Source organism: Paenisporosarcina sp. HGH0030 (assembly GCF_000411295.1).
GTDB lineage: Bacteria > Bacillota > Bacilli > Bacillales_A > Planococcaceae > Paenisporosarcina.
Genome location: NZ_KE150421.1, coordinates 112,595 through 139,192 on the forward strand (window position 1 = coordinate 112,595; position 26,598 = coordinate 139,192).

Here is a 26,598-nt window from a genome sequence, read left to right on the forward strand (position 1 = left end):
GAGTACGACCCATGTATTATTTCGATCATAGTGCAACGACGAAACCACATAAAGAAGTATTGGATACTTTTGTAAAGGTAAATGAGGCGTATTATGCAAACCCTGCATCTTTGCATGAAATGGGCGTGGATTCACATATGCTTCTTTCCCGTGCCCGAAAGCAAATTGCAGATATGTTAAAGACAGAAGAAAACAAAGTGATTTTCACTTCAGGCGGAACAGAATCCAATCATTTTGCCATCAATGGTCTTGCTAGAAACCTGCATTCTCGCGGAAGACATATCATCACTTCAAATATTGAACATCCCTCCGTGTTGGAATCGATGAAACAATTGGAGAAACAAGGCTTTGAAGTCGATATTATACCAGTAAATGAAAAAGGTATTATTTCAGTTGAAGATGTAAAAGAGCGATTGCGTAAAGATACGATTTTGGTAAGTGTGATGCATATCAATAACGAGATTGGAAGCATTCAACCAATTGAACAATTAGCAAAAGTCATTCATCAACATAGTCGAGCATTATTTCACGTAGATGCAGTTCAAAGTTTTGGTAAATATCCAGTGTCGTTTCCCATTCTTGGAGCAGATGTACTGACACTGTCAGGGCATAAATTCAATGGCTTAAAAGGAACCGGGATTGTCGCTTGGACAGGTCATGTTTCATTTGAACCGACCATTGTGGGTGGTGGACAAGAGTTTGGGTTAAGAAGTGGGACGGTACCTGTTCCTCAGGCAGTTGCTTTCGCTAAAGCCATGAGAATGGCATTCGAAAATCAAGCATCCATGCATACGACATATAAAATGTGGAACGAAAAGTTGAGAAACTTTATTAGTGGTTTCAAGGATATACGTATATTATCCCCAGATGATGCTGCGGCACACATCCTGACAATCAGTGTCCGGAATATTAAAGGAGAAGTGCTGGTCAATGCCTTGCAAGCAAGGGACATCATTGTAACAACATCGAGTGCTTGTTCTTCTAAACAAACGAAAATCAGCCATGTAATAAAAGCAATCGGTTTACCCGATGACTATACAAAAGGTGTGATTCGCATAAGTATGGGAACCAGCAATAGCAATGAACAAATTGATCATTTTATAGAAAATTTCACGGCAATCATCAAGCAAGTTAAAGGAGATTAAAAGCATGTTGGAATGGAAAGAAATATTAATCAGATATGGTGAGTTATCTACAAAAGGAAGAAACCGAAGCTCGTTTACAGGTCGATTAAGAGACAATATTCGTTACGCGTTTGCTGATTTACCCAAATTTCAAATTGAAACAGAACGGGATCGTATGTTCATTCGACCAAATGAACAGGAAACCATGAACCAGTTAATAGAGCGACTGCCACAAATTTTTGGCATTCAGTCTTTCAGTCCAGTTGCATCTTGCAGTCACGACCTGGAAGATATCAAACAAACAGCCATTAAAGTAGTGGAGTCAATTGATCGCAAAGATAAAACGTTTAAAGTAACTGTTAAACGCTCATATAAGCCATTTGAGATGGAAACAAATGAACTGCAACAGTTCGTTGGAGCCAATGTGCTTCGTACATTCCCTGAAATTCAGGTTCAAATGAAGAAACCGGATATTGAACTACGTGTAGAAGTACGAAGAGATGCTGTTTATATGATGGCAGAAGTCATTCCTGGTGCAGGCGGTTTACCGATTGGATCTAACGGAAAATCACTCTTGATGCTTTCGGGTGGTATTGACAGTCCTGTTGCTGGTTACCAAATGTTAAAGCGTGGCGTACGCCTGGATGCCATTCATTTTCACAGTCCTCCATTCACAAGTGAACGTTCGAAGGAAAAAGTTATGGATTTAGCTGATAAATTAAGTCGCTTTGGTGCTTCTGTGAAATTGCATATCATTCCATTCACTGCGATACAGCAAGAAATTCAAAAACAAATTCCAGACAATGTATCAATGACGACAACTCGGAGAATGATGTTAAAGATTGCAGATTTAGTACGTGAAGAAACGCAAGCTTTGGCAATTATCACTGGTGAAAGTCTTGGACAAGTGGCAAGTCAAACTTTAGAAAGCTTGACAGCTATAAATGCCGTGACGAATACGCCTGTATTACGTCCACTTATTTCATATGACAAGCAAGATATTATTGAGATTGCCCAACAAATCGATACTTATGAAGTCTCGATCAGACCGTATGAAGATTGCTGTACAATTTTCACTCCTGCAAGCCCAAAAACAAAACCAAAGCTTGAAAAAGTGGAGTATTATGAAAGCTTCAAAACATTCGATGATATGATAACTGAAGCAGTCAGTGAACGTGAAATTATCATGTTCCCTAAAAAGAAACAAGATAAATTCTCCGACCTATTATAAAAATTAACGTTTGGATTATATACGCACAGCTGTTTTTGAATAAAGATAATCCCATATATTACTACTTCTTGTGAATGCATGAATTTGTCCATCCGGCACATTCTATATTCAACAAGGAGGTGACACAGACATGGCAAATCAAAGTTCAAATCAACTAGTCGTTCCAGGTGTTAAACAAGCTTTAGACCAAATGAAATATGAAATTGCACAAGAGTTCGGTGTACAGCTTGGACCAGATGCTACAGCGCGTGCTAACGGTTCCGTTGGCGGAGAAATCACTAAGCGTTTAGTGCAAATGGCAGAGCAACAATTAAACGGCGGTTACCAAAAATAATTTAAAATAAAACGAACCGGTAGCGAAAGCTGCCGGTTTTTTTGTGTTATGAAGAGCGATAAGATTTCACTCAGTCTGAGTTTTTGTCGTGACGTCTGAAAAAATGGGACTTCACGACTGAACAGAAAACAGAGGGATAATAATCATCAGAGACTAATTAATTGACTGAATAAAAACTTCTTTTTGAAAAATCAGTATTATGTAGCTATAATAAAGAGGGATGGCTCACTGAACAAAGGGGGAACTAAATTGAATCGTGAAAATTTATTGGCACCGTCAACGTATAATTTGGTCCAGGAATTCGAAAAATATGCAACCGATGAAAATCGTTTAGCATTGATTTGGAAAAGTGAAAAGGACGAGACGAAAAAAATTACATACAAAGAATTGATGCAACTGGCAAATCAGGCAGCAAATGTTTTTACAAATAGTGGATTGAGACAAGGTGATGTTGTTTTGGTCATGGTACCAAGATTAATTGAAGCTTATGTCACTTACATAGGTGCCTTAAAAGCTGGGCTGGTCGTTATTCCAAGCTCGGAAATGCTGCGAGCAAAAGATATTGATTACCGTTTAGTTCATAGTGAAGCGAAAGCGATAGTGGCATATGAACCATTCATCAGCCAATTTGATCAAGTTGAAAAATTGGATGGACTGACTCAATTCGTTATCGGAGAAGGAAAAGGAAAATGGGTTTCATTGTCTGAAGAACTTACCAAAGCTTCTACTGAATTTACTGGCGCAGACACAAATAACACGGACATCGCTTTTTTGTCATACACGAGTGGTACGACAGGCAATCCTAAAGGTGTAGTTCATACACATGGTTGGGCATACGCGCATTTACGTACATCAGCTGAACATTGGTTAGGCATTCATGAAGGTGATGTTGTATGGGCAACTGCAAGCCCAGGTTGGCAAAAATGGATTTGGAGTCCATTCGTTGCAACTCTCGGAAGTGGGGCGACAGGTTTTGTCTATCACGGAAAATTTGATCCGAAAACGTATTTATCACTGCTTGAGGAATATCAAGTAAACGTTCTTTGTTGTACACCAACCGAGTATCGGATAATGGCGAAAGTAGAGGGACTATCAGCGTATAATCTTACTTCACTGCATAGTGCGGTGTCTGCTGGAGAACCGTTAAACCGTGAAGTTATCGATACATTCAAGCGGGAATTCGGTTTGGAAGTGCGTGACGGATATGGACAGACCGAGAATACATTGTTGGTAGGAACAATGAAGGGCATGGAAGCACGTCCAGGATCAATGGGTAAACCTACGCATGGCAACCAAGTGGACATCATTAATGAATTCGGCGAAGTTTGTGCACCAGGAGAAGTTGGTGATATTGCCGTTCATACCGATACACCTGCTTTATTTAAGTCATACCTAAAAGACCCGGAACGAACAAAAATGCAATTTAGAGGAACTTACTATATTACCGGAGATAAGGCTTCAAAAGATGAGGACGGGTACTTCTGGTTTGAAGGCCGTGGTGATGATATTATCATTAGTTCTGGATACACAATAGGACCGTTCGAAGTAGAAGACGCTTTGGTCAAACATCCAATGGTTAAAGAATGTGCTGTAGTGGGCAGTCCGGATGAAATTCGTGGGCATATCGTCAAAGCATATGTTGTATTGGTTGATTCAGCGGTGGGATCACCAGAGATTGTAAAAGAACTACAGGACCATGTGAAAACTTTAACAGCACCGTACAAATATCCTCGTGATATAACGTTTATCGAAGAACTGCCAAAAACAGCTTCTGGTAAAATACGAAGAATTGAACTAAGAAATCAGGAAATTTCTAAATAAAAACTCAAAAAACTATTCTTATAGCCTTTGATAAAAAGGTTTATAAGAATAGTTTTTTGTCGTTTACTTTCTCTCAAAAGGATTCTATAATGAGATATATTTCGAGAGTCAAACTAATGAGGTGAAGCTATGCTAGAAAAAGAACGTCAAGGTGTTATTTGGGCAATCGGTGCATATCTTGTTTGGGGAGTTCTCCCAATCTATTGGAAGTTGCTACATCATGTTCCGAGTGATGAAATCATAACAAGCCGAGTCCTTTGGGCATTTATATTTACATTACTATTCGTCCTGATTACACGAAACACCAAGCTTCTCATTGAAGATTTAATGACATTATGGCAAAATCAAAAAGCTTTCTGGAGCTTATTTTTTGCTTCGGCATTAATCTCAGGAAACTGGTTCTTGTATATCTGGGCAGTAAACAATAACCATTTAGTGGAAACCAGTTTAGGATACTATATCAACCCACTGATTTCTGTTTTGCTGGGCATCTTTTTCTTAAAGGAACGTTTGACGACGGCTCAAAAAATTGCCTTTGTCATTGCGACCATCGGTGTTATCATCTTAACCATTTCATATGGCCGTTTCCCATGGCTTGCTTTTTCTCTTGCCATCAGTTTTGCCATATACGGATTAATGAAAAAAACAATACCGTTAGATGCAGTTCGCGGATTGACAATCGAAACATTGTTTATTGTGCCATTTGCGTTTATTTATTACATTTATTTATTTCTATCCGACCGTGCTGTCCTTTTTCATGATTCATTCCAGACGGATGTATTGTTGATTCTTACAGGTGCTGCAACCGCTGTACCTCTCGTGCTATTCGCAAAGGGAGCGCAACAAATGCCGTTATACATGATTGGGTTTTTACAATACATTGCTCCCACTTGTATGTTGTTCCTAGGTGTTATTATTTATGGAGAAACGTTCAATCCCATTGATTTACTGTCATTTTCCTTAATCTGGCTGGCGCTGATTCTCTTTACTGTCTCCAAGGTTATGGAAGCACGCACAAGAAAACTTAAATTGGCGAAATTATAAAAAGCAGACGAGAAGAATATCTCGTCTGCTTTTATTGAATTGAATAGGTTGATTTTTGTTATTGTCCAGTTGAAGGTTCTAACGAGTCCAAATTAAAGATACGTGCGTTTCACTTTTTCCCAGAAAGAATTGTTTTTCAACTTAACGGTCTTCACGATGCGGTTACTCAACTCGATATTAACTGATTGTACATGTTGAATACTTAGCGATTCATTGTCCATGCCCATTGTCGGGAAGTCATTTCCGTCTTGCTGCAGGCGTAATGTTAATTGACGCTGACCGCTTAAAATGAATGAAGAGCCAAGAGTGCGGTATTTGTTGCTGTTCACAGATGCCAGTTCAGATACTTGGAAACAAGGGAGGAGAGGATCCACCACTGCACCATTGACCGACTTATTGTAAGCCGTGCTACCAGTTGGGGTAGCGATGATCATGCCATCTCCCCGGAATGTTTCAAAATGCAATCCATCAATTTCTACATCAAGAACAAATGTCTTAATAATATTTGAACGGATACTAAATTCATTCAAGCAATAAAAAGGTGGATTGTCATCCACTATAACTTGTAAAATAGGATAACGACGTACTTCAATTTCCGCATGTTGAACAGCCTGAATCACTGTATCCATGTCATTGAAATGAAAATCACAATACATACCCAGCGAACCAGTGGTAGAAATTCCGGCATACAAACAATCTTGACGAAAACCGGTTTTGCGAACGGCTTGAAGGAAAGATCCGTCTCCCCCCAAGCTTACGATAATGTTTGCATTTTTCGCATCATCTACCGTAGTGAATCCATGTTGTGCAATCATTTCCGTAAGAATTGATTTTTGTTGCAAGGAGCTTTTATCGTGTTTGGAATAAATAAAAATGTGTGTACGCTCGGACAATACTGTCACGACCTTTCCGTTAATACTTGTCGTTATTTTAGCATGTTCTGAAACATTACGGCATGTTATTCGTATTACGTTAAGAGTAGAAAAAGGAGGAACATCAAATTGAATGCAAAACGTTGGATTGCTTTAGGTGCTGCAGCACTATTATTGGGTTTGTCTACCATCATTAATATGGCATTTTTTGCTTTTAGCAATGATTGGACATCTAATTTTGAAAACATGCTGGCTTTGCCAGAAAGTGAATATTCCGAGAGCGTACTGGAAGTTGGGGATACATCTAAACGTATCGCTGTATTAACAGTGGACGGAGTCATTCAGGATACTGGCGAGGCTACTTCACTTTTTGGAACAGCCGGTTACGATCACCAGTTTTTCATGGACCAACTGGAAATGATTAAAGAAGACGATACAATCAAAGCCGTGGTATTGCAAGTGAATTCGCCAGGTGGCGGGGTTGTCGAGTCTGCGCAAATTTATGATAAAATTAAAGAAGTGCAAGAAGAAGTTGGCATACCGTTTTACGTGTCGATGGGTAGCATGGCTGCATCAGGCGGATACTATATCTCTGCGCCTGCAGATAAAATTTTCTTGAATAAAGAAACACTGACAGGTTCCATCGGCGTCATTATGGAAAGTGTCAACTACGGCAAACTGGCTGAAAAATATGGTGTTGATTTTGTTACGATTAAAACAGGACCGTATAAAGATATTATGAGCCCAACCCGTGATATGACGGAAGATGAGCGTGCGATGCTACAGGACATGATTAATGAATCGTATGAATCATTTGTAGATATTATTGAAGAAGGCCGTGGCATGACAGAAGCTGAAGTGAAGAAAGTGGCAGACGGACGCATTATGAATGGGCGTCAGGCAATTGAAGCCGGTCTTGCGGATGAATATGGATATTTGGAAGACGTAATTGAAGCTGTTCGTAAAGACTTTGATTTAGAAGATGCAGAAGTGATTCAATATGAATACCCTCAAGGCTTCTCCAGTCTATTTTCTATGAAAGCTCAATCGTTGTTAGGTGGAGACGCGGAGTCACAATTGATTGGCCGTTTACTTTCGGATTATAACGCACCTCGTATGATGTATTTATACGGTGAGAAGTGAGGAGGAATAGTAAATGACTGATCGATATGATCCGAATGAACATGAATCATCAATTAAGGAAGCAGTGAATCCTGTTTCACCGAATCCAAAATATACAGTTCAGAATAGTGAAGAGTTTATCCTGAAACCTGCTGGCTTTTGGATTCGATTCTGGGCATATTTAATAGATTTACTTGTCATTTCATCCGTTACTTCAATTGTCATTTATCCGTTGTTCCATATATTCGGATGGGATGTTCAAGGGGCAACATGGTATGCACCGATAGGGTTCATCACAGGGTTTATTTTCTATTTATATTTCGTATTAATGATGAAGTTTTTCAATCAAACTGTAGGCAAAATGATTTTTGGGTTGCGTGTCATCGCATTGCAAAGCGAATCACTGTCTTTAAGCACCATTTTGTTCAGGGAATGGATTGGCCGCTTTTTCTCGGCAACAATCTTGCCATTGTACTGGGTAGTCGGTTTTACACCTAAAAAACAGGGGTTGCATGACTTCATAGCAGATACGATGGTTATCCACGAGCAAACGTATGAAAAGAAGGTTATCACTACTTACCAGCCTGTTTCCGAATCAAGTCAGTTGCAACCGCCAAATGCATTCTAGTAAGATGTAGGAGTATGAAGGAAAGGGAGGCGTTATCATGGCACAAATTACATTTAAGCAAAACCCAGTAACATTACTTGGCAAAGAAGTAACAGTAGGTGACACGGCGCCAAATTTCACAGTATTAGCTAACGATCTTAGCCCGGTTACATTGGCAGATTCAAAAGGGAAAACAAGATTAATCAGTGTGGTACCATCTTTGGACACAGGTACATGTGATACACAGACGCGTAAATTCAACGAAAGCGCTGCTGAACTTGGAGACGATGTTGTCATTCTGACGATCTCGAATGATTTGCCATTCGCTCAAAAACGCTGGTGTGCAGCTGCTGGAATTGATTCAGTACAAACACTTTCCGATCACCGTGATTTATCGTTTGGTGAAGCATATGGAGTGGCAATAAAAGAATTAAGATTGTTGGCTCGTTCAATCTTTGTAGTAGATAGCAATGACAAAGTAACATATGTTGAGTATGTTTCTGAAGCAACTGAACATCCTGATTATGAAAAAGCAATTGCCGCTGTTAAAGCAGCACAAAAGTAAAATCCAGAAACCCACTCGATTATAGAGTGGGTTTCCCATTTGCTCAAAAAAATATTATTATTTTGCGCCAGCATACGTGCAAGATATCTTTGTCTAAAAGGAGAACTTCATGAACAGTTCGATGGAACAGTTATTTACATTTATCGATGAACATGCAAAAAAAATGCAAACAACAGAAGACTTAACGTATATTGAAGGTGTTTTGGAATCGACAGAAATGTGGTTGGATGGTGATATAGAACCGAAAATCCCGACCCTCCAAAAAGAAGACATCCGAAAAGCGATTCAACTTGCTATTTTAAAAGGCATGAAAGAACATGTTCAGGCACATCATCAAATGACCCCTGATTCGCTTGGTCTGCTTGTTGGCTATTTCGTAGATCAATTGACGAAGGATAAACAGCAAGTCACGATTTTGGATCCAGCGGCAGGAACGGGCAATTTATTATTTACTGTAATGAACTTTTTGCAGGATAAAGCCACAGCAACTGCTGTCGAAATTGATGATATGTTGATTCGTCTCGCAGCTTCTACTGGTGACTTGTTGCAGCAACCTGTAACTCTATACCGACAAGATGCGTTACAACCTTTATTGATTGATCCATCCGATGTTGTCATAAGTGATTTGCCGGTGGGATACTATCCCGATGATAAAACTGCTGCGGGTTATGAGTTGAAAGCGAAGGAAGGCATGTCTTTTGCACATCACTTAATGATCGAACAATCTATCAGACACACGGTTGACGGCGGATACTTAGTATTCCTTGTTCCTCAAGGGATTTTTGAATCACCACAAGCGAAAGAACTTCACGCTTATTTTGCCAACCATGCTTGGATTAAGGCAGTTGTGCAATTACCTGTGAACTTATTCAAAAATGAAGCTCATGCAAAGAGTCTATTGGTGCTCCAAAAGAAATCAGCTGACTTGAAACAGCCAAAAGAAGTGTTACTGGCAAAAGTTCCAAATATGTCAAATAAAGAAGCCATGGCTTTGTTCTTCGAAAAAGTTAAAATGTGGCATCAAGAAAATACGAACTGATAGTTGTTCGCCTCTTTTTTCACCTGTACAATGACTGTATAAGTGGAAAAGGGGCGTTTTTTTATGACTAATATATTGGCAATCAATGCTGGAAGCTCATCGTTAAAATTCCAATTGCTTCAAATGCCTGAAGAACATGTTGTGGCTAAAGGATTAATCGAGCGTATCGGATTGAAAGAACCTATCTTTTCCATGACAACGAATGGGCAGAAAGTCGAATTCATCGAAAAGATTACAAATCACCAGGACGCAGTTCAATTACTCCTGCACCATCTGATAGAACAGAAAGCAGTGAATTCTCTACAGGATATCGACGGCATCGGACATCGATTGGTACATGGTGGTGAAGAGTATAGCGATTCCGTATTAATTGATGATGAAGCCCTTATAGCATTTGAAAGACTATCGGATTTGGCACCACTCCATAATCCTGCAAACATTGCAGGTATCATCGAATTTAAAAAAGCATTACCACATGTGCCTGCCGTGGCAGTTTTTGATACAGCATTTCATCAGACCATGCCGGAAAGTTCTTTTTTATATTCAATTCCTTACGATTACTATAAGAAATACGGCATCAGGAAATATGGTTTTCACGGAACTTCGCACAAATATGTAACAGGACGAGCTGCAGAATTGCTAAATCGTCCAGTAGAGACCATTCGACTGATATCCTGTCATTTAGGTAACGGAGCCAGTATCGCGGCAATCGATGGGGGACGCTCAATTGATACATCAATGGGGTTCACACCTTTAGCGGGTGTCACGATGGGGACCCGTTCAGGAAATCTGGATCCAGCGCTTATTCCTTTCTTGATGGAAAAGACCGAAAAAAGTGCAGAAGAAGTATTGGATGTCTTGAACAAAAAGTCTGGAATGCTTGGTGTATCAGGATTTTCAAGTGATTTGCGCGACATAGAAATGGAAGCTTCGAAAAATAATCCGCGTGCTCAATTGGCTCTCGACGTGTTTGCAAACCGCATTCATAAATATATCGGTTCCTACGCAGCACGCATGAATGGAGTCGACGCCATCATTTTCACGGCAGGCATCGGAGAAAACAGTGAAATAATCCGTGCAAAAGTATTAGCGGGTCTTCAATTCATGGGCGTCTACATGGATCCAGACTTGAACAAAATTCGCGGAAAAGAAGCATTTATCAGCTTCCCACATTCCCCGGTAAAAGTTATTGTCATCCCGACGAACGAAGAAGTAATGATTGCAAGGGATACAGTGAGATTGTCTGGTTTACAAGGTTTTTGACACGCTAAACTGAAAAAGTCGTTACATTAGACTTCGATGTGAAACCATAACCGAAATTTTATTTAAACTGTGCTGATATTGACCTTTCTTCATGTTCTAATCCAACGTGAAGGAAGGTTATTTTTTATGGCTCCGCGAAAGAGGAAAACACAAGTAGTTAAACAAGTTTCGGGTTTGTCATTCCAACGTGCAAGAGAAATTGTAATAAACATTAAAGCCGTTGAAGGAAAAGCGGATAATACAATTGAGAATTATCACAAACTGTTCAATGACTTTGACCGATTCTTTATGCACAGAAAGCTTATATCTAATGTTACTACTGAAGACGCAAGAAACTTCATCAAATGGCAACTAGAAGAAAAAACACAATTTCTCAATGCACGTTTTCGAACGAATAAGAAGAAGGGTGTAACTGTTACATCGGCTAATTCGTATCTAAGATTAGCAAAAGCGGCATTTGAAACTCTTGTACGAGACGGCTCATTAGAAAATAACCCATTTTCTCCGTTGACTAAAATTAAACAGCAGACAAAGCAAATAGAAGTTCTGACGATTGAGCAAGTCAAAACAATCTTCAAGGCTTTTGATAAAACTTGGTATGCAGATTTTCGTGACTATGTTGTGTGCAATGTTATGTTAGACACATTTGGAAGAATAGATGAGATATGTAACTTGAAAAAAGCTCATGTGGATTATTTAAATGGAGTAGTTACTTTTAATGAAACAAAAAATGGTCGATTTCGTCACGTGCCAATTTCTCGTAAAGTGGTTAGAATGATTGAGGATTTAAATTTGGAAACAGAGGATTTTTACAGTGAATACATTTTTGTCAGTAATCATGGTACAACTTTAAGACCAGACGCTTTCAGAAAGCATTTAAAAGAGGTTATAGGACGTACAAATATTAAAACAAGGGTATATCCACATTTATTTCGTCACACGGCTAGTACCTTGTTTTTAGCGAATGGTGGAAGTGTAAGAGCCTTACAAAAAATACTAGGACATGCACAAATTGAAACGACTATGATTTATTCTCACATGCTGGATGAAACTATAAAGACCCAACATGAACTATTCAACCCATTAAAAATGATAAATGAAAAAACTACAATTAAAACTAAAAGAAAAACCTACACTTAAATCTTACCTCTGTTTAGGATAAGGAACATTAAAACAAAATTATTGTGTTACAGCCAACCATCTTGTTAATTAACTCACACGTGTGAGCGTTTAAAAAATGCACTCAAATCTCCTCAACAAACAGGTTTTTTACGTGTGAAAAAAAGAATAGATATTTAGAGAGATAATGTATGATATCGGTCAGTGGGAAAATTTTTGAATAATTAAAAATATCAAATTAAATTTACTTTTATTGTATATATTTCCTTGAGATAGTGTGTTAGATTGAAATTAAAACAGTATTAAAGGAGTGGGGAAATGGAATTACTTTTTATCTTAGGAGCAGTATTTATTTTTTGTGTAATCGGAGTGTTTTTTATTGGGCAACTTGAAAGTGGATGGGATGATAAAAGAAAATTGAGAGTAGAAGAAATAATTAAGGAAAATGAAATTAATGTTGACAAGAGACATAATAGTAACCATTTCAATAATGTACTAATCCACGATTCTATAAATCAGAATATTTGGTATATAGAATTCCCAAAACATGATACGGCAAATCTTGAAACAAAAAATCTAATAAAGAAAATTAGCTATAATGATATTATTCAAGTTGAATTAATGGAGGATGAAGAATCTCTTATTGTTACATCTAGAGGAAGTCAATTGGGTGGTGCTCTTGTAGGTGGGATGTTGGCTGGAGGCGTAGGTGCTCTCATAGGGGGACTAAGTGGTAAACAGAAGCAAAAACGAGAAGTGAAGAAGATTCAATTATTAGCGACATTAGACGATTTAGAGACACCGTATTTAAAAATGGTAATAGAGGAGTTCGATAAACCTACTCCCACTAATTTCTATCCATATCCCTCAAAATATGAAGAAGCATTAAATTGGTTCAAAATGATGGAAGTTATTATCAAGAGAAGTGAAGGTCAAAAGAATATACATGAAGTTAAAACATCGTAATAAAATGAATGTAATGAATATGATTCGTTAAAAAATAGTTGGGGTATAAACCTAACTGTTTTTGTTATTTAAGACATGTAAGAGAAGCGGGTGAGTGTTGATTATGATTTCTGATGCACTCATGAACAAGCACAAAATACAAAAGGTTTGGTCATCTTCGAAAAGAGAAGATGGACTCGCAATTGGATTCCTTCGAGCTTATCTAGGTGAATGTACCGATGGGAAATGGTTAATAGTTATATTGGATAAGTCGTGGAAAGAATCTGAAGTGTTATTAATGAATACTAGAGATACAGCTGTGAAACGAATAAGAGAGCGTGGGTTTTTGACTAGAATGTGCAAAATTAATTAATGATACTTACTAAAGTAATTAGGAGGATACTTCCAAACTACTGACGCAGGAATAGGATGATGATGGAATATGTTTGTGAAGCTAAAAGAGAACATAGCTAATATAGGTAACATGGACAAAGCATTAGAAGGTATGAACACTATTCATGGTGAGAACGCTCAGAAGCTATTGATTGAAGGTGAAGAAGCACTACAGTGTTATGGTCTGCTACTAGACTTTGCATGTATCACAAACAAACGGTTATTCTTTGTGGATGTTAAACTAACCAATAAGAAGAAGGTAGTCGTATCAATCCCATTCAATCACATTGTAGAAGTTTCATGTGACTATGGCTATGCAAGTGATGAAATAGAGGTTACTACTACTCATAAGACATATGAACTTAAGATGGGTGTAGGGTTAGCTGAACGCTTTGCCAATGACGTTTTGACACAGATGTTTAAATAACCTTTATACTACAGACATCTCATAAAATGGTAGAATTATCATATCAATATGGAGGTGAAGAACAATGACTAAATATCATTATAAATGCAGTTGTGGTCAGCCATACAATGTTGAGTCAGAAGGTAAGTCTCCAATAAAAGATAAATTCATAAGTTACTGCCCATCATGCAAGAAACAACTTACAATCAAATTCTCTTCAATGGATGCTAAATGGGAGTTTGATGAGACTTGGAAGGCGGTGGAAAAGTAATGGCATACTACACAATTGATAGAGGTAAGAACTACATAATTGACGATGTATCTAAGTTTGAAACTGACAGTGGCATGATAATCAAGGCTGATTCTGTTGCGGATTTACTTATACAGTTGGCTACTAAACACCCTGCATTCCTTATGGATTATGATGGACTCCTATGGAATGAGATAACCAAGTCAGAAGCGGATATCATGCTTGGTATAGATGTTGATGAAGTGCTTGGTGTCTTTGAAGAAAACAGCAACAAACTGAATTAAGAAATGGTGCTCATAGCTGACAATAAGTCGGGTATTACCTACAGTTAAATAGATAGGACTTTTCTGCAACATGGGAAGTCCTTTTTGCAATGGAGCAGGGTACTACGCTAAAGACCATTCAGTACCTATATTGAGGAATTTTGGTTTAGAATGAGCATAATTTGCAATAGTTTGAAGAAAGAAGAACTACAAATGAAACGGATATATTACTATTGAATGATATAGCTGCTCAAAACAAGGATAACAACATACAGGATAAAAATACCTCTGAATGTTTTGTAACGGAAGAGCTACATAAAAAAGACTACTATCATGTTCATGAAAGTAGTCTTTTTTTGCATATATAAATAAAGAGTTGTTGACAATAGTGAAAATTAATAGTATAATTATAAAATCTATTTTTGTCATTATGTATACAGTTATATCAATTATAATTTAATTGTACATGGTGTCAATATCGTTTGTCAATAGATTAATAAAAAAGGGAGAAAAAATTTATGTGGAGGTATTAGATGAGCATGATTCTATTAATCAAAATTGAACAATATCTAGAAGAAGAAGGAGCAATAAAATTGAAGGATAAGGTAGGTGTGCGTAACTATGAAAACAATTACTAGGATTGAAGCAGTTGAACATTATGGAAATGATATTTGTAAGAGGCATTTCAAGAAAAATAAGACTCTAACAAATAAAGATATTGAAAATCCACTCATTAGAACTATGCTACAACATTACGAAAGCGTTGAAAGAGCAGGTTTTGGAAAAGGTGTCTACTATATTTTAGGGGATGAGCGTCCAGAACGGATTGCGTGGCACGAAGTAAAAATAAGTGCAATCATTAACGCTACGAAAAAAAGGAGTAGAACTTATGCGGACGACTTTTACAAAACCGATACTTGTACTATTTATCTTGCAACTAATATTGTTACCAATGAAAGCTATGTAGGAAGCACAACAAGGGCACTAGCAAGAAGAATTAGTGAACATAAATCACATGCTTATAGTGAAAATAATGCTAACTATAAGACACACATTTCACAAGCAATAAGGGAATATGGATTCAATGCTTTTACATGGAAGGTAATACAACATTGGGATGATGAGAAAACATTAAGAGATGCTGAGGATATATGGATAATAAATTGCAAAGCATTTACGAAAGGATATAATTCGAAATTCAACCATAATAAATTAAAAGTGATTAGAGAAAAAGCTTTATAGAAAAATTTTTCAATACATATAGAGGTATCGTATAAGAAGATTACGGGGGAAACTGATTCCAATTTGAATGTTTGGAGAGAAACGGAAAACTTTGCAACTTGACAGTTTTCTCCACTAGTGAAAAAACTAAAAAGGGATGATATCAAGTGAAATTATAAAATATTAACAGTAGTTGATTCTATTATGAGTAGTAGTAAAACATCAGGGAAAGGAGTATATGAAGCGACAGGATTGCACAAGAATAGGTAAGACATTTAGAGGGGAATAAAAATACAATGGCAAAGTACACTAAAAAAGAGTTGAGATATTTATTAGAGTTTGATAGTAAGTACCAACAGAAAGTAGGGATTCCAAATGACATATTTGAAATCCTTTCGCAGGATGAGGAATTGAATGTTGCAAAAGCACCGCATGTTGCATACGCCTATGCTTATGTCTTTATAACTGCTTGGTTTTATAAATACGCAAAGTATAATCTTCCATTTGAAGTAACAGATGTAAGTAGTATAAAAGAAATTATTGGTCTTTCACCGATAGAAAAGCGATACAACTACATCTTTAAAAAGGGTGGCGTGTTAGACCGCTTAGGAATTACTAAAACAGTTAATTTTAAAGAAGCATCATATGAATATGTGTGGGAGAATGGAGATTTTTGGGGATTCGTAAAGTATGAGGAATGGTTGGCGAAGCGAGATAGCAGAGACATAGATGAAATGAAAGCAGTGGGTGTCAATTTGAATACTAAGAGAAAACAAATTAAGTACCCAATTTTCGGTTTAGATAAAAGGATAGTTAATGAAGAAGAGATTGAAGGTACATTCTATGAGTGGGGTAATTCACATGCAGTACCAATGGATGTGTTTATCGAATGTATGACTAACGACAATCTAGGAGCAACCGCTTTTTACATCTATGCTTATCTTAATAGTCGTTGTGGAATGAACGATGGAAGCATTGAGGTGTCTTTAGACCGAATGAAATCAGTAACAGGAATTAGACACACAACTATTAATACCGCTTTAAACAATCTAAAAGCATACAACTTAATAATATGTTATCCTGCTACATTCGTAGTTAATAAGGGGAATATTGAAACAGGGGCAAGCGTATATCAAGTTGTGGAGGAAGAGTATCTTTTCAATCAAACACCGACAGATTTTCAAAAGAGAGATGTAATATACATAGAACAGTACGAAAAGAAATTAGCACTTATGAAAGAAATCGAAAATACGCCATTATGGATTCAATAAAGGTTACGTATACATACTAATAATATATATAATAGAGTATGTTTCTATAATAATAGAAGATAAGAAACCTTTTATAACATCTTGATAATCTAGTACAAATACATAACCTTTATAAAAATGAGCAAGCAAACTAAATTAATCAAGACTCCATATGTTTATGGAGTCTTTTTTGGTGTATAAAAGTGTAGTTTTAACTACATTTATAACTGCTTAATACTCGTTTATATCCAACCTTTGTTAAAATTTTTAATACATGTAAAGTGCCTTAAAAAGCTTGGTTTCTAGTTCCTTGTATTATCGGAATCTGTAAGTATTTGGATGAAGAATCTAAAGTATCACTTATAAGTGTTTAATTATTATATTATTTTACCGACAGTATTTACTGAGTAGAAAATAATGGTAAAATTAATACTCGAACAATCAAAAACCAAGGGTACCCATAGATAAAGAAAATTATATTGGGAAATGAAAATGATTCTAAAATTAGTCAATGCAAATAGGTTTCTTTTATTGGGAAAAATGACCTTTATATAAAATGGTAGAAGTATATGATGCTGATGAGAAAACCCTTCTAATGATTTACAAAATACTAAAATCAATCAAAAACAGGGGGAAAGCAAATGATTTTAACTGATGTTATTTGGCAATCTAAAAATGGTTTATGGGAAGTTACACTTGAAAAGAATGACATGTTTCTTTATTTCAAAAAGGATTTAACAAAGTACAGCATAGTTATTAAAAACGATGGGTTTTGGCAGACATATGTTAAGTCAACAGAAGAAGTACCCGCTTACGTGAAAACGGCCATAGAGAGAAACTATATAAAACTAAAACTTGAAGGTGAAATTATGTGACAGGGAAACCCTGTCTTTTTCTTGAAATCTATGCCTTTAAACCAACCAGAGAATAAAGACTTTTTATGAAATAATACAGACGGAAGAATTAAAAGAAGGAATTTTATACATGAAATTAAGCGGTTAATGTAGATTTTAAAACGAAGTAATACAATATAAGTCTTATTTTGAGGAGCTTTAAAATGGCATTTGAAAGACCACTTACTATTAACGAAGTAGTTAATGATATACATCGTAAGAAATATTTACTTCCATCTATCCAGAGGGAATTTGTATGGGATACTGAACAGATTGAAACTTTATTTGATTCACTGTTAAGGGGCTATCCTGTTGGAGCATTTTTGCTGTGGTATGTAAATAAAGAAAATATCAATAAATTCAAATTTTATGAGTTTTTAAGGAACTATCACGAACGTGAAAACACGCATAACCTTGAAGCTAATATTAATGGAGAAGAAGATATAATTGCTATTCTAGATGGGCAACAACGTCTAACATCTTTATATATCGGTTTAAAAGGGACTTATGCTTATAAATTGCCACGCAAAAGAGTGGGAAATGATTCTGCATATCCAACCCGTAACTTATATCTAAATCTATTAAAGCCGTCAGAAGAAATTGACATGTTATATGATTTTAAATTTCTTACTGAGAAAGAAGCACTAATAAGAGATGAAGAATCCTTTTGGTTTAAAGTAGGAGACATTTTGAACTTTAGTGAACAATTTGAAATAAACGATTACATATACCAAAATGAATTAAATACAGTAGAAAAAGAAAAAGCACGATATGCTAACAAAACCTTATTTGACCTTTACAAAGCAATACATGTTACACCAAGTATTAATTACTATCTTGAAAGGTCACAATCGCTTGATAAAGTTTTGAATATATTTATAAGAGTAAATAGTGGTGGAACACAACTAAGCTATTCAGATTTATTATTGTCAATTGCAACTGCACAATGGAAACAGAGAGATGCAAGAAAGACGATTACCTCTTTTGTTGATGAAATAAACAGCACTGGAGACTATTTTGATTTTGATAAAGATTTGGTACTTAAGACTTGTTTGGTTCTGTGCGATTTTAATGATATTGCCTTTAAAGTTGATAACTTTGATTCTGATACGATGGGTAAAATTGAAACAGAATGGGATGAAATAGCACAGGCAATTCGGCTTGCAGTTCAACTTGTAGCTAGTTATGGTTTTAACCATAAAACTCTAACTGCAAATTACGTGATTATACCAATCTCATATTATTTATATAAAAAGGGAAATCCTCATAATTTTGTTGAATCTTATAAGTATATTCAAGAAAGAAAAGACATTCATAGGTTCACCATAGTAGCTTTATTAAAAAGGATATTTGGCGGACAACCAGACAATGTTTTAAAACCGATAAGGGAAATTATTAAAAACAACTTAAATACTTTCCCTTATGTGTTAGTAAAACAAAATTTAAAAGTAACAAATAAAACCCTAAAGTTCACTGAGGAAGAAGTAGAAAATCTATTATGGACAAAGTATGGAAATAGATATGCTTTTCCAATTTTATCTTTGCTATATCCTAACCTTGACTATAAAAATAATTTTCATCAAGACCATATCTTCCCTAAAAGCATATTAAAGTCACGTACTAAGCTTAAGAGGGAAGGCGTAAGTCAAGATACAATAGAATATGCTGTAGAGAACTATGATTATGTAGGTAATTTACAGTTAATAGAGGGTATTCCTAATTTAGAGAAGTCGGATAAAAAATTCGACGAGTGGCTAAATATTATCTGTCTAAATGACAAAGAACGGGATATGTATAGAGAAAAACACTTAATACCAAACGTTGATTTGAGTTTAGTGAACTTCGAAGATTTCATGGCAAAAAGAGAAAAATTAATCAGAGAAAAGCTGACAAGAATATTAATTAATTAAAAGAAAAGACAGTTGTATATCCTTTGCAACTGTCTTTTTTTATAGAAAATGTTTAATTATGTTACATAACAGTTGATTGTTAATCCCAAAAGATTGGAGAGATAAAGATTAAAATGCTATTATTCAAGACTGAAACTCAATGTAAACAACAAACCCCATATTTTGATTATGGGGTTTGTTGTTTGAAAAATCGAGGAATCGATTCTTAACTCTATATACAACTACTTCATAATGAAAGTCTCGGTTGGTTTCCATGTAAACAGTAATTGGGTAAGAGCCAAATTGTATACTTCGTTTAAAAATTGTTTTCTTTGATAAGAATTTTTTCCGAGTTGATTAATTAGTGTCTCCCTTAATGGGTGATGGCTCATAATAAAGTATTCATTCCTCTCATACAATTTTTCCAAATACTCTAGAATAGGAAGTAGGGTGAACTTTCCGTTCTCTCCACGATTACAGGTAGTGCAACTTAACACCAAATTCCAGACTCCATCTAAATTATGGTTTAAGGAAGGTTGTAAAAGATGTGGAATAAAGTGGTCAACATCGGTAAGTTCTGGGTGATGCTTATTAATGCTTATATCTCTAACACAATAAAAACACTTTCCTTTTTGATATCCATTTAAAGCTGAACGTGAAGAGGTAATATCTATTCTTTTATATGAGTTGTTCCCCGCAATAAATAAAGATTTATTTGATACATCATACTTAACATTCAAAAGACTTGGGTTCATTTTTAAAGACCATGCCACTTCAACAAGTCTCCAACGACCCTCAATCTCCTCAATTATATTTTCTAAATGATTCATTTCTTGAAGTTTAAAAATATTATCAGTTATGACAATTCCTTTAATCCCGTTTTTCTGTGTTCGTTCATAAAAAGTAGTAGGTGATTGCTGTGAATTTATTGTATGGAAGCGGTCAATCACATTTTTAAAGGGGTTACTTAAGGTTAGACTGACCATCTCATCTAAAGAAACGTGTTGCTTGTTATAGGATGCAAACGCATCAAAATATTTACTAGAGTTTGAAGTGATTTGTGGAGTACCATTTTGAATATGCTCATTCATATAATTCAGAAAAACTAATGCCAAATCTCTCTCACTTACAAAGTCCTTATTCTGTTTGGTTAAATCAATTAGTGCTTTAGCAAGTGCAAACTTATAACTAGCTGTGTTTGCCCCAAATAAGATAATACCTCGAAAATATGCGTCTATTGAGGGTGATTTGATTATAAAATCATTCACAGAAAAATCTCCTTTTGTACAGTGTAATTGCATATCCGAAAATTATTAAAATTGTGATAAGATTGTAATAGGTTGAAAATAACACTAAAAATCAGTTAGAACAAGATTTACATTTACATAAAAGATAGGGGAGAATGGATTTTGAAAGGTGAAAAGGTCTATAACAAATTGGTAAGAGACAAGATACCAGAAATTATTCTAGAGAATGGAAAACACCCAATTACCTATGTTGCTAGAGAGCAAGAAGTTAAAGAACTACTATATAAAAAGTTAATTGAAGAACTAGAGGAGTTTATGGAGACACCAATTGAAGAAGAATTAGCGGATATATTAGAAGTAGTTGATGGTATGGCAAAAGTTTTTAATCTTGATATGGAAAAGGTGCAAAATATTAAGTTCGACAAAAAAGAAGAGCGTGGCGGTTTTGAAAAGAGAATTTTTCTAGAAAAGGTTATTGAAAAAGAAAATTGAGTTTCTCAGGAAATATCTGATAAGTAGTTTGAAGAAATAAAGAGTTTTTGGGGGTAACTATAATGCAGTTGGAATATAGTTCAAATCATGCTCATATTACTGGCGATTTTGCTGAGCATTTACTACTTTATTGGTTGTCTAAAAATGGGTATGAATGTATACATGTAAGACATATAGGTGTCGATATTATAGCAAGTAAAGATGGAAAAAGAATAGGAATCTCAGTTAAGAGTAGAAGTAGGAAAGAAGGTAAATCTGATTATGGAATTACCATGAATAACCCAACTAAGCATATTGAGAAAGTAAGAAAAACTTGTGAAAATTTTGATTGTGAGAAATACTTTGCCTTTGTTATTGACCAGATGGGGGTTATTAAAGTGATTCTTACTCCATTAAAAGTTGTAGAGGAGAGTTATCGAATAAGTGAGAAGTCTTCCCAAGACTGGAATATTCGGAGATTTGAAGCGGATATTAGGACTATGATTTTTGAGCTTAAATGGTAAACATTAAATTGAGAACGATTCTAATTTATAAACTATAAGGGTATAAAGACTGGTGGACGACTGAAAAAATTATTAGAATATATAAAATTTACTTAATAAAACCGCATCTAGATTAAGGTGAGGTTTTTTAATTTGAGATTAAATAGAATTGTTTTTAAAGGTATATCTTTAAAGACAATAAGAATACACCATAAATGTCGTTTGTAAAGAATGTTGAAATGTTTTATAAACGTTTTTAAATGAGATATACATTTATAAACACTTTGGTTATAATTAAATTATGGATAACCAAAGGGAGCGGTGTAATAATGAATAAAAAGATATTCGGTTACATAAGAGTTTCAAGTAAAGACCAAAACGAAGCTAGGCAATTAAAAGAAATTAAGGAACTAGGCATTGATGAAAGAGATATATTTACTGATAAGGAAAGCGGGAAAGACTTCAATAGACCGCAATATCAAGCTTTAAAACAATGTTTACGTAAAGGTGACTTACTTTACATAAAATCCATTGATAGATTTGGAAGAAACTCAAAAGAAATAAAGAAAGAGTGGGAAGATATTACCCAAAACATCAAGGCGGATATAAAAGTATTAGACATGCCTTTATTAGATACTACACAACACAAAGATACATTGGGTACTTTTGTGAGTGACTTGGTTCTTCAAGTATTAGCTTTTGTAAGTGAGCGAGAACGTGAAAATATCTTGCAACGTCAAGCTGAAGGAATAGCAGTGGCAAAAGCAAATGGAAAACATTTAGGTAGACCTAATTTAAATTTAAGCACTTTAAGTAAGGAACAAAAACAAAAACTGGAAAGTAACTTTTCAAAGTGGAAGAATAAAGAGATTACAGGGGTTGAATTTATGACCATGTTGGAACTTAAGAAGAACTCTTTTTACAAAATCATTGGAGAATATGAGAAAACATTGTAGGCATCCAATTAAGGGTGCTTTTTGTTTTCTATTCATAATAACAATGTCAGGATATATACAATGAAAGTAGAAATAGGAGGGGGTATGATTTGACCAAATTGATTGTAATAGATATGGGAATAAGCTGTAGTTGTAGCGTCCCCGCACTCTGACTGTTAATCCGATGTTGTAGTAATTAAAACAAACAGATTGTAAGAACGTGAAGGATTGAAGGGGTAGTCGTTGTGACTGCTCCTTTATTATTTTATTCAGAATTATATATAAAGCATAAGCACCATTTTTCATGGTAAAATGGTACTATAATACATGAAATAAAAAGATAAATGAAAGAGAGTGGAGAAAAAATGAAAATAAGTGAAATATATAATTTAGAAAAAACTCAACAAGAACTAGATTTCGTGGACATTGATATTGAATCAGATACTCCACTGTTTATTGACCCAGCTTTTTTGTCTACAAAGAATGATAGATGGTCAATTGATGCTTTAAGAACCTTAAGGAATTTTTTTCAGCATGTAATAAATTTAATAAATGAGAGTAGACAAAAAGATGCAAAAGTATTGTTTGATTTTTTGACCGAACCTAACGAAACACGACTAGGTTTATCAAAAGGTTCACCTCAAGGCAAAGGAGTAGGTGAGGGGGACACCATTTCTATTTTTGAAAGTTTAGTCGATAGTAAGGCTGTTGAAACGGGACTTGTTGAAGATTTAGAAGACTGTGTTATTTTTGTTGAAGGTTTTGGAAGAGATAAACTTTCCGATATGAGTACAAATATAATTAAAAAACATTTAATTGAATACACACAGAAACAATGTGAGTTATGGGGTATTCCACTTACTTCAAATGTTCCAAGTGGTTTTTTTTGGAATAGAGCTACGAAAAAATGGCAATCTGATTATACAAATATGCTTGTGGTAAATGGTGAAAAAATTTTATTAGTTCCTAAAGGCATCGTTTCCTATAGCAAAGAATACACTCCTCAAACATTTAATCAGCATTTTGTACTAAATTTTTTGCAGTCCAAGCACTTAAGTCTAAATAGTCATTTAGTTCAAACCAGAAAGAATAAAAAAACTAGTCAAGAGATAAGATTTGTAACAAAAAAAAGTTTAAGAGAAGAAGGTCATACAGAAAATAAAGAAACTCTAAGGAAATTTACTGAAGAGCATCCCTCTGTTTTTAGAGACTTTAAAAGAGAAGTACGGAATATGAACAACATGAAACCTCTTACTCATGAACAATTTAGTGAAATTCAACAAGGAAGTGAGGTTGTGGAAGATGTAATAAATTATCTAATAGAGAAGTTGGAGAATACTCCAAGGGGAAGAGACAATGCAACGGAATATCATAGATTATCGATTGGTATTATGAGCCTTTTATTTTATCCCGTTTTAACATCGCCACAAGTTGAGCAAGCAATTCATGAAGGTAGAAAGAGAATAGATATTACATTTGATAATTCTGCAAATTACGGTTTTTTCCACTCACTACATTCTATTCATAAGACTCCCTCTTCTTATATTTTTATAGAATGTAAAAATTATTCTAGCGACCCAAGAAACCCTGAGTTAGACCAATTAGCAGGTAGATTTTCTTGGAACACTGGTAAATTTGGAATTTTACTCTGCAGAGAAATAGATAATATAGATTTATTTCTAACTAGATGTAGGGATACGTCAAATGATGATAGAGGCATAATTATTCCATTGGTTGATGAAGATTTAATTAGTATGCTTAATTATAAAAAAGTAAACGACTATGATTCAATTGAAAAAATATTAACGGATAGACTTAGAAAGGTAAAGTTAGGATAAACGACATTAAAGCAATTACAAAAGTAGTGGAATGGAGAGTTTTAGAATGACCCATTTAATACTTCAGCCTTCGGGCGGAGCAGGAAAAAAGAATTTTGAAAATACTATTAAAAATCCAGTTCCTTTTTCAGCTTTTAGTAAATACTTAAACGTAAAAGAAACTGAAACTATTAGTGCCTATTATAAGAATGGATTAGTACCTATTTGGGGTGTTACTCAAGGTAAAAAGGATATCAATAAAAATAAATGGGAGAAGATACTAGTTGGTGATGTTGCTATTTTTACAGCTGAAATGAGGATTTTTGCTTCTGGTATTGTAACCCATAAATTGCATAGCTCTATACTAGCCGAAGAACTCTGGGGTTGGAAAGAAGATGGAGTTACCTGGGAATATATTTATTTATTAGATGAGATAAAAACTCTCGATATACCAGTTGTTGAAATGAATAAAATAATAGGGTATTCAGTTAATAAAGCGGTAATGGGTTTTGATGTTCTTAATGAAAAGAGAAGTAGATTGTTTTTTAATGCATTTAAGCTTGAAAGCGATATATATAATCCTTCAGTTAGCTCTGAAGAATATAAAGAATCGATTTTATATTTAGACCCACTCAAGCCACTTGATTCTGAAGGGAAAAGTAAAAAAAGAACAGAACAATCTTTTTTGAGAAAATACTTATTTAATAACAATAAATATGGGACATGTGGCATTTGCTCTGAAACTTTGCCTGTTGGATTTTTGGTAGCGTCTCATATAAAAAAACGCTATTTATGTTCTAATGAAGAAAAATTAGATTATCAAAATATTGTTATGCCAATGTGCAAGTTAGGATGTGATGAATTATATGAAAGGGGTTATATAGCAATTTTGGATGGTGAAATATCTCTGACAAATAAAGAATCAACAGACACACTTAACAAATATTTAAATAAAGTTAATGGTTTAAAATGTTCATATTGGAACATTAATACTATGGGATACTTCGATTGGCATAGAAAACATCACTCATAGATTTTACAAAGACTATTAATAACGAGGAGAAGGTTATAAGTATCAGATATTAACAAACCAAAAATATATAGAGATTATGCAAATTCTTAACATACGTTTAAATTATTAATTAAATAAGAAAGTAACGAGGAAAACAATGTTTGAATTAATTAAAGAAATTCTAACTAAAGTGGGAATACCAGGGTTAATTGTAACCATTATAGTTTATGTTTTAAAAAACAATCCTATAACTTTAATTTCATCGAGTACGATAGAAATGAGATTATCCACTAAGGAAAAAAGGATTTATGTTAGTGGCATAAAAGTCATTAGTGAAATTTTATTATATGTCATTGTCCTTTTATTATTAACTGTTACCTTTTTTTCTGATGATGATATTTATCATCCAGAGATAGCAATTATTTCAGCGATTATAATTGTAGGAATCTTTTTTTGGATTCTAATTTTGGATTTACAAGGAAAAAATGTTATAGATTTAGTTAAAAACTTTCAAAGAAAATGGCAAATATTTTTTTACATATTATTTCTTTTACATTTTATGAGCTTTTTCTTATTATCATCATATTATGTAGGAACGCAAATCTATTCAGCGAGTTTTAACGTTTCTTTAACAAACAATGAAAAATTAGGAGTTTTAATTGCGGTTGCTTTTATATACTTTCTAATTATTATCTTTACATATTTTACTATAATCAAAGCTACTAGTAGGTTCTTAGGATTAAGAAATCAATCAGTAAAGATATTAAGCATAAAGATTGATGATGCAACTTGGTATTTATTTCATCCAATAGACAAAAACACATATTTATTGGGAAATGATTCAATAATCAATCAATGCACAAAGTTTTCTTTTATTGAAAAAAATGAGCTTTATAAAAAAACAGTAGAAATAGATAATTCTATTAACAGCAACAAAAATAAGAATGGGTGATATGTTAAGA

The 26,598-nt window shown here is 34.7% G+C and carries 28 protein-coding genes; 26 read left to right on the forward strand and 2 right to left on the reverse strand.

Features of this window, described 5'->3' with window-relative positions; translation table 11 throughout:
* The first annotated feature begins 11 nt into the window (after positions 1–11).
* From HMPREF1210_RS00590 to rarD, 5 genes are all read left to right on the forward strand, one after another.
* Complete coding sequence (locus HMPREF1210_RS00590) at positions 12–1,145, forward strand: cysteine desulfurase family protein (protein ID WP_016426638.1); 1,134 nt, start codon at positions 12–14, stop codon at positions 1,143–1,145.
* 7 nt (positions 1,146–1,152) lie between these two features.
* Positions 1,153–2,355 (forward strand): tRNA uracil 4-sulfurtransferase ThiI, encoded by a 1,203-nt coding sequence (gene thiI / locus HMPREF1210_RS00595; protein WP_036659624.1) that lies wholly within the window; start codon positions 1,153–1,155, stop codon positions 2,353–2,355.
* A gap of 130 nt (positions 2,356–2,485) precedes the next feature.
* Positions 2,486–2,689 carry an alpha/beta-type small acid-soluble spore protein gene (locus tag HMPREF1210_RS00600; protein ID WP_016426640.1) on the forward strand — a complete coding sequence of 68 codons (204 nt, stop codon included), beginning with the start codon at positions 2,486–2,488 and terminating at the stop codon, positions 2,687–2,689.
* A gap of 249 nt (positions 2,690–2,938) precedes the next feature.
* The gene (gene mbcS / locus HMPREF1210_RS00605) at positions 2,939–4,510 is read left to right on the forward strand and encodes an acyl-CoA synthetase MbcS (RefSeq protein WP_016426641.1); all 1,572 of its coding nucleotides are present in this window, start codon (positions 2,939–2,941) and stop codon (positions 4,508–4,510) included.
* Between the two features lie 129 nt (positions 4,511–4,639).
* Positions 4,640–5,554, forward strand: coding sequence for an EamA family transporter RarD (gene rarD / locus HMPREF1210_RS00610; RefSeq protein ID WP_016426642.1), 915 nt, complete (start codon positions 4,640–4,642; stop codon positions 5,552–5,554).
* Positions 5,555–5,646: 92 nt separating this feature from the next.
* Here the strand turns inward: rarD and HMPREF1210_RS00615 are convergent, their stop codons facing one another.
* Positions 5,647–6,447: an NAD kinase gene (locus HMPREF1210_RS00615; RefSeq protein ID WP_036659263.1), complete on the reverse strand. Its 801-nt coding sequence runs from the start codon at positions 6,445–6,447 to the stop codon at positions 5,647–5,649.
* Between the two features lie 108 nt (positions 6,448–6,555).
* Here HMPREF1210_RS00615 and sppA point away from each other — a divergent pair, with 108 nt between their 5' ends.
* From sppA to HMPREF1210_RS00690, 15 genes are all read left to right on the forward strand, one after another.
* Positions 6,556–7,569: a signal peptide peptidase SppA gene (gene sppA / locus HMPREF1210_RS00620; protein ID WP_016426644.1), complete on the forward strand. Its 1,014-nt coding sequence runs from the start codon at positions 6,556–6,558 to the stop codon at positions 7,567–7,569.
* Between the two features lie 13 nt (positions 7,570–7,582).
* Positions 7,583–8,176 carry an RDD family protein gene (locus tag HMPREF1210_RS00625; protein WP_016426645.1) on the forward strand — a complete coding sequence of 198 codons (594 nt, stop codon included), beginning with the start codon at positions 7,583–7,585 and terminating at the stop codon, positions 8,174–8,176.
* A 37-nt stretch (positions 8,177–8,213) separates the two neighbouring features.
* Positions 8,214–8,720, forward strand: a complete 507-nt coding sequence (gene tpx, locus HMPREF1210_RS00630) for a thiol peroxidase (protein WP_016426646.1) — start codon at positions 8,214–8,216, stop codon at positions 8,718–8,720.
* Between the two features lie 109 nt (positions 8,721–8,829).
* The gene (locus HMPREF1210_RS00635) at positions 8,830–9,759 is read left to right on the forward strand and encodes a class I SAM-dependent methyltransferase (protein ID WP_016426647.1); all 930 of its coding nucleotides are present in this window, start codon (positions 8,830–8,832) and stop codon (positions 9,757–9,759) included.
* Between the two features lie 63 nt (positions 9,760–9,822).
* On the forward strand, positions 9,823–11,022 hold the full coding sequence (locus HMPREF1210_RS00640) for an acetate/propionate family kinase (RefSeq protein WP_016426648.1): 1,200 nt from the start codon (positions 9,823–9,825) through the stop codon (positions 11,020–11,022).
* 126 nt (positions 11,023–11,148) lie between these two features.
* The gene (locus HMPREF1210_RS00645) at positions 11,149–12,162 is read left to right on the forward strand and encodes a tyrosine-type recombinase/integrase (RefSeq protein WP_016426649.1); all 1,014 of its coding nucleotides are present in this window, start codon (positions 11,149–11,151) and stop codon (positions 12,160–12,162) included.
* A gap of 297 nt (positions 12,163–12,459) precedes the next feature.
* Complete coding sequence (locus HMPREF1210_RS00650) at positions 12,460–13,107, forward strand: hypothetical protein (protein WP_016426650.1); 648 nt, start codon at positions 12,460–12,462, stop codon at positions 13,105–13,107.
* Positions 13,108–13,210: 103 nt separating this feature from the next.
* The gene (locus HMPREF1210_RS00655; RefSeq protein ID WP_016426651.1) at positions 13,211–13,459 is read left to right on the forward strand and encodes a hypothetical protein; all 249 of its coding nucleotides are present in this window, start codon (positions 13,211–13,213) and stop codon (positions 13,457–13,459) included.
* A 69-nt stretch (positions 13,460–13,528) separates the two neighbouring features.
* A complete protein-coding gene (locus HMPREF1210_RS00660; RefSeq protein ID WP_016426652.1) occupies positions 13,529–13,906 on the forward strand; it encodes a PH domain-containing protein in 378 nt (125 codons plus the stop codon).
* Between the two features lie 64 nt (positions 13,907–13,970).
* Positions 13,971–14,156 carry a hypothetical protein gene (locus HMPREF1210_RS00665; RefSeq protein WP_016426653.1) on the forward strand — a complete coding sequence of 62 codons (186 nt, stop codon included), beginning with the start codon at positions 13,971–13,973 and terminating at the stop codon, positions 14,154–14,156.
* On the forward strand, positions 14,135–14,419 hold the full coding sequence (locus HMPREF1210_RS00670; protein ID WP_147640273.1) for a hypothetical protein: 285 nt from the start codon (positions 14,135–14,137) through the stop codon (positions 14,417–14,419). Before HMPREF1210_RS00665 ends, HMPREF1210_RS00670 begins: the two co-directional genes overlap by 22 nt.
* A 600-nt stretch (positions 14,420–15,019) precedes the next feature.
* Positions 15,020–15,640: a GIY-YIG nuclease family protein gene (locus HMPREF1210_RS17210; protein WP_016426656.1), complete on the forward strand. Its 621-nt coding sequence runs from the start codon at positions 15,020–15,022 to the stop codon at positions 15,638–15,640.
* Positions 15,641–15,915: 275 nt separating this feature from the next.
* Positions 15,916–16,890 carry a hypothetical protein gene (locus HMPREF1210_RS00680; RefSeq protein WP_016426657.1) on the forward strand — a complete coding sequence of 325 codons (975 nt, stop codon included), beginning with the start codon at positions 15,916–15,918 and terminating at the stop codon, positions 16,888–16,890.
* A gap of 620 nt (positions 16,891–17,510) precedes the next feature.
* Entirely contained in the window at positions 17,511–17,744 is a 234-nt protein-coding gene (locus HMPREF1210_RS00685; protein ID WP_016426658.1) for a hypothetical protein, read from the forward strand.
* A gap of 182 nt (positions 17,745–17,926) precedes the next feature.
* Positions 17,927–19,672, forward strand: coding sequence for a DUF262 domain-containing protein (locus HMPREF1210_RS00690; RefSeq protein WP_016426659.1), 1,746 nt, complete (start codon positions 17,927–17,929; stop codon positions 19,670–19,672).
* Between the two features lie 221 nt (positions 19,673–19,893).
* Here HMPREF1210_RS00690 and HMPREF1210_RS00695 read toward each other — a convergent pair whose 3' ends face one another.
* Positions 19,894–20,919, reverse strand: coding sequence for an HNH endonuclease domain-containing protein (locus HMPREF1210_RS00695; RefSeq protein WP_016426660.1), 1,026 nt, complete (start codon positions 20,917–20,919; stop codon positions 19,894–19,896).
* A 141-nt stretch (positions 20,920–21,060) separates the two neighbouring features.
* On the opposite strand from HMPREF1210_RS00695, the gene HMPREF1210_RS00700 reads away from it, so the two are divergent.
* The 6 genes from HMPREF1210_RS00700 to HMPREF1210_RS00725 all read left to right on the forward strand — a co-directional run bounded on the left by HMPREF1210_RS00700 (position 21,061) and on the right by HMPREF1210_RS00725 (position 26,588).
* Positions 21,061–21,390 (forward strand): nucleoside triphosphate pyrophosphohydrolase, encoded by a 330-nt coding sequence (locus HMPREF1210_RS00700; RefSeq protein WP_016426661.1) that lies wholly within the window; start codon positions 21,061–21,063, stop codon positions 21,388–21,390.
* A 62-nt stretch (positions 21,391–21,452) separates the two neighbouring features.
* On the forward strand, positions 21,453–21,893 hold the full coding sequence (locus HMPREF1210_RS00705; protein WP_016426662.1) for a hypothetical protein: 441 nt from the start codon (positions 21,453–21,455) through the stop codon (positions 21,891–21,893).
* 308 nt (positions 21,894–22,201) lie between these two features.
* The gene (locus HMPREF1210_RS00710) at positions 22,202–22,828 is read left to right on the forward strand and encodes a recombinase family protein (RefSeq protein WP_016426663.1); all 627 of its coding nucleotides are present in this window, start codon (positions 22,202–22,204) and stop codon (positions 22,826–22,828) included.
* A gap of 344 nt (positions 22,829–23,172) precedes the next feature.
* On the forward strand, positions 23,173–24,645 hold the full coding sequence (locus HMPREF1210_RS00715; protein ID WP_016426664.1) for a hypothetical protein: 1,473 nt from the start codon (positions 23,173–23,175) through the stop codon (positions 24,643–24,645).
* A gap of 46 nt (positions 24,646–24,691) precedes the next feature.
* Positions 24,692–25,657, forward strand: a complete 966-nt coding sequence (locus tag HMPREF1210_RS00720) for a hypothetical protein (RefSeq protein ID WP_016426665.1) — start codon at positions 24,692–24,694, stop codon at positions 25,655–25,657.
* 136 nt (positions 25,658–25,793) lie between these two features.
* Positions 25,794–26,588, forward strand: coding sequence for a hypothetical protein (locus HMPREF1210_RS00725; RefSeq protein WP_016426666.1), 795 nt, complete (start codon positions 25,794–25,796; stop codon positions 26,586–26,588).
* Positions 26,589–26,598: the final 10 nt, after the last annotated feature.